A 10,076-nucleotide genomic window follows, 5' to 3' on the forward strand; every position below is an offset into this window, starting at 1 on the left:
CCGGGTCTGGGCGAGCTACCACCGACGAGAACACCGACATTCCGGTGATCCTCGCCAGACTGACCCACCAGCAGTAGCTCGGCCGCTGAGTGCTTGAGTGTCCTTGTGATGGAGATCCAAACTGTCGGTTCGGTGCGGGTGTTGACCCTGTCCGCGGGGCGTGTCAACGCGCTTGATGTGGAAGTGCTCGACGAGCTGACCCGAACCTTTCGTGAGTTGCAGGATTCGGGCAACGGTCCGTTAGTCATCACCGGCGCGGGCCGGGTGTTTTCCGCCGGGGTCGACCTCAAGCGCGTCGTCGAGGGAGGTAGCGACTACACCGATCGATTAGTTCCGGCGCTGTCCAACACGTTCGACGCGTTGTTCGGCTTTCCGTGGCCGACGGTGGCCGCCATCAACGGTGCCGCGATCGCCGGCGGGTGCGTGCTGGCATGTGCCTGCGATCGCCGCCTACTCGCTCCCGAAGCGGGGATCGGCGCGGCCGAGGTTCGCGTCGGCGTCTCCTTCCCGGTCGCCGCGCTGGAAGTAATGCGTTATGCCTGCGGGGATCGCGCCGAGGAAGTGCTGCTCGGCGCCCGCACCTATAAGGGAGCCGATGCCATCACCCGCGGGCTGGCCCACCGCGTCGTCGCCGAGGATGTGGTCGAGGCGGCGGTCGCGGAGGCCGCAGAACTGGGCGAACTCCCGGTCGAGGCCTATCGCGATACGAAAGCTCAGCTACGCGGCCCGGCCGTGGCGAGGATCCGGCAGGGTGGCGCTATCGATGCCGACGTCCGCCAGCTGTGGGGTTCGGACGAGACGCAGCAGCGCCTGGCCGCCTATGTGGAGAGTCTTCGACGCCGCGACTGATCACTCGCCGCCGCGGCGGCTGGTCACTCGTCGAGCGCGACGCCACCGCGGGTGCGCCGGCGCCGCATGCGGTGCGTGCCCTTGCCCTCCGGACGGCGGTTTTGCAGTCCGCTGCGGGGTTCCTCGCTGTCGTCGTCGGCCTCGTCGGACGGCTCGTCGGTCGACGGCTTCTCGGCTTTGACGGCTTCGACAGCTTTGGCGGTGGGCTCAACTGACTCTTCCGCGGGTTCTTCCGCTGTTTCGGTTTCTTCGCCGGCGTCTTCCGCGGTGACGGTCTCTTCGGCGTCGTCGGCTCCGGTGTCCTCTGCTTCGTCAGTTTCCGCCTCGTCGGCGTCGGTGGCTTCGTCGACCTTCGCCTCGTCGCCCTTCTTGCGGCGCAGTCGGCGCTGTTTGGGCTTCTTCGCCTTGATCGGCTTCGGCGGGGGCGGCGGCAGCTCGGCGGTAAAAGACAGGTAGAACGCGAAGAACCCGAGCAGGCCGATCGCGGCGGCGGCGCCGTAGATTCCGAAAAGATACTGTCCGGCCGTGTCCAGGCTCAGCCAGATCTCGCTGATCGCGGTGCCGATGATCAGCACCCCGGCCAGCACGTGGCCCACGATCGACCAAACCCGCAGTGTCAGAGCCATCTGCGGCACGCCCAGTTCCGGCTTGCGAGTCCGCAACTGGGTGAACACCACGGGCAGCGCGGCCAGGGCGAACAGCGCGCCCGCGCCGATTCGGCCGGCCATTCCCAGTCCGCGCGATGTGTCGCCCATCAACTCGGACCAGCGGGGCAACACGCAGAGGAAATAGAGGACGCCGGCACCGATCGAAAACGACAAGTGCCACGGTATGGCGACCTTGCGCCCCATACGCCTCCCTACATACCGATGAGCCCACGTCAGCCTAAAGGCAGCCAAACCGATTCCATACAACCGTTTGGCCGAGTCTGGAAACCGAGTGGACCCGATTTGCGGAGGATGCGGGATTTGAACCCGCGAGGGCTGTTAACCCAACCCGCGTTCCAGGCGAGCGCCATAGGCCACTAGGCGAATCCTCCGTGGCAATGGTAGCGGCTGGGTCAACGTGGAATGTCCCGCGGCCGTCATCGGCCGACCCGAGCCGGAGTATTACACTCGCCATGGACCCCGCGCGGCGTCTATCCTGTGAACTCCCCCAGGGCCGGAAGGCAGCAAGGGTCAATGGGCTCTGTCGGGTGCGCGGGGTCCCCTATGTGCGGGGCCGTGCAACCAGCGCTTACGCCGCGAGCGGTCCGTCAGCCCCCGGCGTTCGACAGCGAAAGGGCCCTCCAGAGAGCATGGTGGCGTTTGATTCCCTCAGCCCCGAAGAGCTCACCGCACTGCACTCCCGCAACCAGCAGGACTATGCGGAGTTGCAGGCCAAGAAGCTGCACTTGGATCTGACCCGCGGCAAACCCGCCCCGGAGCAGCTCGATCTGTCCAATCAGCTGCTGAGCCTGCCCGGTGACGACTTCCGCGACGCCGAGGGGACCGATACCCGCAACTACGGCGGCCTGCACGGCCTGCCCGGCCTGCCCGGCCTGCGGGCCATCTTCGGAGAGCTGCTGGGGATCCCGGTGCCTAACCTGATCGCCGGAAACAACTCGAGCCTGGAGTTGATGCACGACCTGGTCGCCTTCTCAATGCTGTACGGCGGCGTGGACTCGCAGCGGCCCTGGAAGGACGAGCCCGCCATCAAGTTCCTGTGCCCGGCTCCCGGGTACGACCGGCACTTCGCGATCACCGAGACCATGGGCATCGAGATGATCCTGATCCCGATGCGCGACGACGGCCCGGACGTCGACTTGATCGAGGAGTTAGTGGCCGTCGACCCCGCGATCAAGGGGATGTGGACGGTGCCCGTGTTCGGCAATCCCACCGGGGTGACGTACTCCTGGGAGACCGTGCGCCGCCTGGTGCAGATGCGCACGGCCGCCCCCGACTTCCGGCTGTTCTGGGACAACGCCTACGCGGTGCACACCCTGACACGCGAGTTCCTGAGTCAGATCGACATCCTTGGTCTGGCCGCCGCGGCTGGCAACCCGAACCGCCCGTACGTCTTCGCTTCCACCTCGAAGATCACCTTCGCCGGCGCGGGCGTCAGCTTCCTGGGCGGATCGCTGGGCAACATCGCCTGGTACCTGCAGTACGCCGGGAAGAAGTCGATCGGCCCGGACAAGATCAACCAGCTGCGGCACCTGCGCTTCTTCGGCGACGCCGATGGGGTTCGCCTGCAGATGCAGCGCCACCAGCAGATCCTGGCCCCGAAGTTCGCCCTGACGCTGGAAATCCTCGAGCAGCGGCTCGGCGACTCCAAGATCGCGTCCTGGACCGAGCCCAAGGGCGGCTACTTCATCAGCCTCGACGTGTGGCCGGGCACCGCGCGCCGGACCGTCGCGCTGGCCAAGGACGCGGGGATCGCGGTCACCGAGGCGGGTGCGACGTTCCCGTACCGCAAGGATCCCGAGGACAAGAACATCCGGATCGCGCCCACCTTCCCGTCGCTGCCCGACCTGCGCGACGCGGTCGACGGGCTGGCGACGTGCGCCCTGCTGGCCGCCTCCGAGGCCCGGCTGGGCGCCCCGGCTCCCAGCGTGAACTGACGTCGTTTGCGTGTGCGCTGACGGTTTTGAGTGTGCGCTACGGCGGCCTCGCCCGGCTTGAGTTCAAGGGGTGGTTGCAACACTTCGTAGTTAGGGGTGTTGATGACGGGTCAGCCTCAGTTGTTGGTGGTGCAGCGGCGGTATTGGGATTTGATCGCTGCGGGATGGTCCTCGGAGGATGCCGGGGTGGCGGTCGGCGTGTCGGCGACGTGCGGTAGCAAGTGGTTTCGCAGGTTTGGTGGTGTGAATCCACGATGGTCAAAGCCTCAAGGACAGCGACGGCCGCGGCTGTCGGCGGATGAGCGTGAACAGATCATGATCGGCACCGCGCACGGTGAGTCGATCCGTTCGATGGCGCGCCGGTTGGGCCGGGCGCCGTCGACGATCATGCGCGAGATTGCCCACAACGGTGTCATGCGAGGGCATGTGGGCCGTTATCGCGCCCGGTATCGGTTCGGGGCCCGCCGGGCCGGTTGGGACGCGAAGTCGGGCTACTCGGCGCGCATCGCTCAGCGGCGCAGCGAGCAACGGGCGCGTCGACCCAAGACCGGCAAGTTGGGCCGCTGTGAGCAATTGCGGGCCGAGGTGCAAGCGTTGTTGGTCAACAAGTACAGCCCCGAACAGATCGCCGGGGTATTGACCGCGACCTATCCTGACCGCCCGGAGATGCAGGTGTCCCACGAAACCATCTACCAGGCGCTTTACGTGCAAGGGCGCGGAGAACTGCGCCGGGAACTGAGGACATGCCTGCGCACCGGGCGCGCGTTGCGTAAACCGCGCCGACGGGCCTGCGCCGGTGACGGCCGCGGCCGTATCAAGGCATGGTCAACATCAGTGAGCGGCCCGCCGAAGCTAACGACCGCGCCGTGCCAGGCCATTGGGAAGGAGACCTGATCATCGGCAAGGACCAGGCCTCTCAAATCGGCACGCTGGTTGAACGTTCCACCGGATATGTCCGACTGCTGCACCTACCCCATACCCGTAGCGCCGAGGCCGTCGCCGAGGCCATGATCGCCGCGGTCAAAGACCTGCCCGCCACCTTGCGCCGCACCGTGACCTGGGACCAACGCCACGAAATGGCCCACCACGCCCGCATCAGCATCGACACCGGCATCGAGGTTTACTTCTGCGATCCCCACTCACCCTGGCAGCGCGGTAGCAATGAGAACACCAACGGCCTACTACGGCAATACTTTCCAAAGGGCACCGACCTTTCGGTGCACGACGCCGAACACCTCGCCTACGTCGCCGACGAACTCAACGGACGACCCCGAAAACGCTTCAACTGGGACAACCCCACCAACCGCCTCAACAAGCTACTGTCCACCCCGACAGACACAACTGTTGCAACCAAACCTTGAATCCACCACCGAAATCGCGCCCTGGACGCGCACTCGGCGGGCTCCGATGTTTGGAGCCGCCGCGGCGGTGCACTCGACGCCCGGCCCGGGCCGGGCCCTAGTCGGCGTCCGCCGGTAGCCTGCTGAGCGTGGCTCTCTACCGCAAATACCGACCGGCAACCTTCGCCGAAGTGGTGGGGCAGGAACACGTCACCGAGCCGCTGTCGATTGCGCTGGAAGCCGGCCGGATTAACCACGCATACCTGTTTTCCGGGCCGCGCGGCTGCGGCAAGACCTCGTCGGCCCGCATCCTGGCCCGGTCGCTGAACTGCGCGCAGGGGCCGACGGCCACCCCGTGCGGGGTGTGCGATTCGTGTCAGGCGTTGGCGCCCAACGCGCCCGGCAGCATCGACGTGGTGGAGCTCGACGCGGCCAGCCACGGCGGCGTGGACGACACCCGCGAGCTGCGCGACCGCGCCTTCTACGCACCGGCGCAGTCGCGCTATCGCGTGTTCATCGTCGACGAGGCGCACATGGTCACCACGGCGGGGTTCAATGCGCTGCTCAAGATCGTCGAGGAGCCACCCGAGCACCTCATCTTCATCTTCGCGACCACCGAACCGGAAAAGGTGCTGCCGACGATCCGGTCGCGCACCCATCACTATCCGTTCCGGCTGCTGCCACCCAAGACCATGCGCTCGCTGATCGGGCGGATCTGCGAACAAGAAGGCGTGGCCGTCGACGACGCGGTGTACCCGCTGGTGATCCGCGCCGGCGGCGGTTCGCCGCGTGACACGTTGTCGGTGCTCGACCAGCTGGTAGCCGGCGCCGACAACAACCATGTCACCTACCCGCGAGCGTTGGGGCTGCTGGGCGCCACCGACGTCGCGCTGATCGACGACGCCGTCGACGCCCTGGCCGCCGGGGACGCCGCGGCGTTGTTCGGCGCGGTCGAATCGGTGATCGACGCCGGCCACGACCCACGCCGCTTCGCCACCGACCTGCTGGAGCGATTCCGTGATCTCATTGTGCTGCGAGCGGTTCCGGATGCGATAAGCCGCGGAGTGGTGGACGCGCCGGAAGACGTGCTGGACCGCATGCGCGACCAAGCGGCCCGGATCGGTGCGGCGACGCTGACCCGCTACGCCGAAGTGGTGCAGGCCGGCCTGGGGGAGATGCGCGGCGCGACCGCGCCCCGGCTGCTGCTCGAAGTAGTGTGTGCCCGCCTCCTGCTGCCCTCGGCCAGTGACGCCGAATCGGCACTGCTGCAACGCATCGAGCGCATCGAGACCCGGCTGGCCATGTCGATTCCCGGTGAGCCGGCAGCTGCCGCCGCCAAACCGGCTCAGTTCACGAGACCCTCGGCGAAGCCGGCCGCCAAGCCTGAAGTCAAGCCCGAACCCGTCGAGGCCAAGCCCACCGAGCCGCAGCCTGAGCCGGTCGAACCGGAGGGTGAGCCGGTCCCCGAAGCGGTGGTAGCGCCGCCCCCCGATCCAGTACCGAACCCGGCGCACGACGTCACAGCGGAACCCGAACCTGCTTCTGCCCCAGGAGAACTCAATGCGACCGCGGTACGGACGATGTGGCCGACGGTGCGGGACAAGGTGCGCGAGCGCAGCCGCACCACCGAGGTGATGCTCTCCGGTGCCACCGTGCGTGCCGTGGAGGGCGACACCCTGGTGCTCACGCACGAGTCGGCGCCGCTGGCCAAGCGACTGTCCGAACAGCGCAACGCCGACGTTATCGCCGAGGCGCTCAAGGACGCGCTGGGTGTGAACTGGCGGGTCCGTTGCGAAACTGGGTCCCCGGCGACTCCAGCCGCCGCGCCGCCCCCGCGTAAGGCGCCCCCGCCGTCGCCGCCGAGCAGGAGAGTGGTGCCGCCGCCCCCCGAGCCGGAACCTCCTGTAACCGATTCTGCGGCAGCGGAATCCGCTCAGCGCGACGAAGAGGAACACATGCTCGCCGAAGCCGGCCGCACCGATCCGTCGGCGCCGCGCCGCGACCCCGAAGAGGCGGCACTCGAACTGCTGCAGAACGAGCTGGGTGCGCGCCGGATCGACGGCGCCTGAGCCGTTTTAAGGCCGCCACCAAGGGCGCAACGGCAGCTGGTCGGCGCCGCGCCGCTCGACATTCGCGGCCAGCACGTGATGGAGCTGAAGGTTGTTCTGGTCGAACGCAACTCGCGAAGCCGCCATATACAGGCCCCACACCTTGGCGACGGGGAGACCCACCTCGGCGACCGCTTCGTCCCAGTGTTCGACGAGGTTGCGGCACCAATCGCGCAGCGTCATCGCGTAATGGTGGCGGAAGTTCTCCGTGTGCAACACCTCGAAACCCGTGTCCTGGACGTCGGTCACGATGCGACCGGAACCGGTCAGCTCGCCATCGGGAAACACGTAACGGTCGGTGAAACCGCCTGCGAACGTGTGCTGCTCGTTGTCGTGGCGGGTAATGCAGTGGTTGAGCAGCAGACCGCCGGTGCGCAGCTTCGACTTGAGTAATCGGAAGTAGGCGCGATAGTTCTTCACCCCGATGTGCTCGGTCAGCCCGATCGACGAGACGGCGTCAAAGCCGTCCTCGGGCACGTCGCGGTAGTCGCAGTGGCGCACCTCGGCAAGCCCGGAGAGGCCCTGGTCATCGATCGCTTGTTGCGCCCACTTCGCCTGTTCGGCCGACAGGGTGGCGCCGATGGCGTGCACGCCGTGGCGTGCGGCGTAACGCACCATGCCGCCCCAGCCACATCCCACGTCGAGCAGCCGGTCACCCGGTTGCAGCCTGAGCTTCTCGAACACCAGCCGGTACTTATTGTCTTGCGCCTCTTCCAGGGTCGCGTCGTCGTCCGGGTACACCGCGCAGGTGTAGGTCATCGACGGCCCCAACACCCATTCGTAGAACGTGTTCGACACGTCGTAGTGATGATGGATGGCACCTGCGTCACGAGTCTTGCTGTGCAGCACGCCTTCTGCGAAACGGCGCCACCGGGGCGGCGTTTCCAGCTCGGGCGGTGGAATCGGCACCAGGCGCTCGATACCGATCGAGCGGACCACCTGGGCCAGGGTCCACGCCGACGGCCGCTTGAACTCCACCCTGTCGGCCAGCATCGTGAGCAGCTCGTAAGGATCGCCGGGATGCACGCCGAGCGGCTGCAGATCGCCCGAGACGTACGCGCGGGCGATGCCGAGTTCGCCGGGCGCGGTCGCCAGATAGGTCGTGCCACGAGGCGAGCAAAGGTCCAGGCCCAGCCTGGCGTCTTCGCTTCCGGCGGTGCTGCCGTCGTACGCGGTGAACTTGAGTGGATGGCCGCCGGTTGCGGTGAAGATGGCCAGCACCTCGGCCATGTTGAGCTTGCCCGTGATGGAGTGATCCGGCTCTCTGGTTGTCGTCATCGCCGTTGCACCGCCTTTGCATAGAGATCGAGCAGACGAGAATCGGGATCGTAGGATTTCTTGACCGTCTTGTAGGCCTCGCCGCCGTACAGCTGGTCGAATTCCTCACGACTGTAATAGGAGTCGGAGTACAGCGACTTGTGCCCGTCGAGCTCGCTGACCTTCGCCTCGATCGCGCGGTTGGTGATTCCCGGGCCCCCAACGGCGGGCACCGAAGACCAAAACCCGATGTTGACGTAGCTGTGGTCCGCAGGTATGGGATACAGCGGCCACCCCTCGTGATCGCGAAGTCGCAACGGGCACAACCAGATCGGGGTGATCGGCACGTTGTCCAGAAACCACTCCAGGAATTCGCAGCACTGCCCGATCGGCACCTCGACGTCCTGGACCACCCGCTCTCGCGCGGGCCGTCCCTTGCGGGTTTCGAGCCGGTCGGACACGCCGAAGCGGCGATCCGCGGCGACGAGCTTCGAGTAGACGCTGCTACGCTGGTAGCGGCGCGGCCACCAGCGGCGCAGCCGCGGGTTCTGCACACCGAATGCGCGAGAGCACCAGAACCAATCCGTGTCCCAGCGCCAGAAGTAATCGTGGATCGTCAGCCGGTCGTCCTTGGAGCCGTCTGTGCCGGCGCCGTCGTGCTGCATCGACTGGTAGTAGATCTTCTTGCCGGTGTAGTCGCTGACCGGTCCCGGGGTGGTGGTGCGTCTACCCACGCACAGATAGCTCTCGTCGGGTCCGAACACCACCCCGTCGAGGTAGTCGACCGGAGTGCCGCCCTGCCCGCCGGTGTCGATGATGCGTTCGGCGGCTGCGACCAGCTCGGGCAGCGAATGAAATCTGATGTGCCGCAACGCAACAAACGGCGGGACGGGTTCCAGTTCGATTCGAAGCCTCGTTGAATAGCCCAGTGTCCCATAGGAATTGGGAAAGGCGCGGAACAGATCACAATGCTGATCGCGCGAGGTGGTGAGCAGTTCGCCAGCGCCGGTGAGGATATCCATCTCCAGCACCGATTCGTGTGGCAAACCGTTGCGGAACGACGCCGATTCGATACCCAGGCCGCTGACCGCGCCTCCGAGCGTAATGGTCTTGAGCTGCGGGACTACCAGCGGCGACAGGCCATAGGGCAGTGTCGCCGCCACCAAATCCTGATAGGTGCACATGCCCGCCACGTCGGCCGTGCGGGTTTCCGGGTCGACACTGAGCACGCCGGTCAATCCCGAGGTGTCCAGGCCGCGCGCATCGCGTTTAGTGCGGGCGCGGAACAGGTTTGACGTGGGCTTGGCGAGCCGGACCGCGGACGTCACGGGGATGGATCGATAACTCGCCATCAACCGATCGACGCCCGCTGCGTGAGCCGAGAGTGCAGATTGAGAACCTGGCACCACATATACCCTAGTCTTCGACCACACCCCGTGCATCCGCGCGCGGGCGGCATCACAACAGAGGAGTCGCGCCTGATGGCACAGGTCAGCGCAGCCAGCACCATCTTGATCACCGTCGCGCCCGAGGCCACGCTCGCCGCGGTGGCGGACTACCAGAACGTGCGCCCGAAGATCCTGTCCCCGCACTACAGCGAATACCAGGTCGTGACGGGTGGCCAGGGCCAGGGCACCGTCGCCAAGTGGAAGCTGCAGGCCACCAAATCACGCAGCCGCAACGTGCAAGCCACCGTCGACGTCGCCGGGCACAGCGTCATCGAGAAGGACGCGAACTCGTCGATGGTCACCACTTGGACGGTGGCGCCGGCCGGTCCCGGATCCAGCGTGACCGTCAAAACCAGCTGGACGGGCGCGGGCGGCGTCAAGGGCTTTTTCGAGAAGACGTTTGCACCCTTGGGGTTGAAGAAGATTCAGGGTGAGGTGCTGGCCAACCTGAAGAAGGAACTCGAAGGCTAGG

The 10,076-nt window shown here is 66.4% G+C and carries 7 protein-coding genes, 1 tRNA gene, 1 other RNA gene and 1 pseudogene; 6 read left to right on the forward strand and 4 right to left on the reverse strand.

The window, feature by feature from the left end; translation table 11 throughout:
• The first annotated feature begins 108 nt into the window (after positions 1-108).
• Positions 109-849 carry an enoyl-CoA hydratase/isomerase family protein gene (locus G6N54_RS20365; protein WP_163791644.1) on the forward strand — a complete coding sequence of 247 codons (741 nt, stop codon included), beginning with the start codon at positions 109-111 and terminating at the stop codon, positions 847-849.
• A 23-nt stretch (positions 850-872) separates the two neighbouring features.
• On the opposite strand, the gene G6N54_RS20370 is transcribed toward G6N54_RS20365, so the two are convergent.
• Entirely contained in the window at positions 873-1,700 is an 828-nt protein-coding gene (locus tag G6N54_RS20370) for a hypothetical protein (protein WP_163791645.1), read from the reverse strand.
• Between the two features lie 102 nt (positions 1,701-1,802).
• A tRNA-Ser gene (locus G6N54_RS20375) sits at positions 1,803-1,888 on the reverse strand.
• A gap of 80 nt (positions 1,889-1,968) precedes the next feature.
• Here G6N54_RS20375 and ffs point away from each other — a divergent pair.
• From ffs to G6N54_RS20395, 4 genes and pseudogenes are all read left to right on the forward strand, one after another.
• Positions 1,969-2,063, forward strand: an RNA gene (gene ffs / locus G6N54_RS20380) — signal recognition particle sRNA small type.
• 86 nt (positions 2,064-2,149) lie between these two features.
• Positions 2,150-3,451 carry an aminotransferase class I/II-fold pyridoxal phosphate-dependent enzyme gene (locus tag G6N54_RS20385; RefSeq protein WP_163791646.1) on the forward strand — a complete coding sequence of 434 codons (1,302 nt, stop codon included), beginning with the start codon at positions 2,150-2,152 and terminating at the stop codon, positions 3,449-3,451.
• A 315-nt stretch (positions 3,452-3,766) separates the two neighbouring features.
• A pseudogene (locus G6N54_RS20390) lies at positions 3,767-4,812 on the forward strand (IS30 family transposase).
• Positions 4,813-4,940: 128 nt separating this feature from the next.
• A complete protein-coding gene (locus G6N54_RS20395) occupies positions 4,941-6,860 on the forward strand; it encodes a DNA polymerase III subunits gamma/tau (RefSeq protein WP_163791647.1) in 1,920 nt (639 codons plus the stop codon).
• Between the two features lie 6 nt (positions 6,861-6,866).
• Here G6N54_RS20395 and G6N54_RS20400 read toward each other — a convergent pair whose 3' ends face one another.
• A complete protein-coding gene (locus G6N54_RS20400; RefSeq protein ID WP_197939545.1) occupies positions 6,867-8,177 on the reverse strand; it encodes a class I SAM-dependent methyltransferase in 1,311 nt (436 codons plus the stop codon).
• Positions 8,174-9,508, reverse strand: a complete 1,335-nt coding sequence (locus G6N54_RS20405; protein ID WP_372513237.1) for an FAD-binding oxidoreductase — start codon at positions 9,506-9,508, stop codon at positions 8,174-8,176. Before G6N54_RS20405 ends, G6N54_RS20400 begins: the two co-directional genes overlap by 4 nt.
• Before the next feature lie 129 nt (positions 9,509-9,637).
• On the opposite strand from G6N54_RS20405, the gene G6N54_RS20410 reads away from it, so the two are divergent.
• Positions 9,638-10,075 carry an SRPBCC family protein gene (locus tag G6N54_RS20410; RefSeq protein ID WP_163791649.1) on the forward strand — a complete coding sequence of 146 codons (438 nt, stop codon included), beginning with the start codon at positions 9,638-9,640 and terminating at the stop codon, positions 10,073-10,075.
• Position 10,076: the final 1 nt, after the last annotated feature.

Origin of the sequence: Mycobacterium stomatepiae, from assembly GCF_010731715.1 — a bacterium.
GTDB lineage: Bacteria > Actinomycetota > Actinomycetes > Mycobacteriales > Mycobacteriaceae > Mycobacterium > Mycobacterium stomatepiae.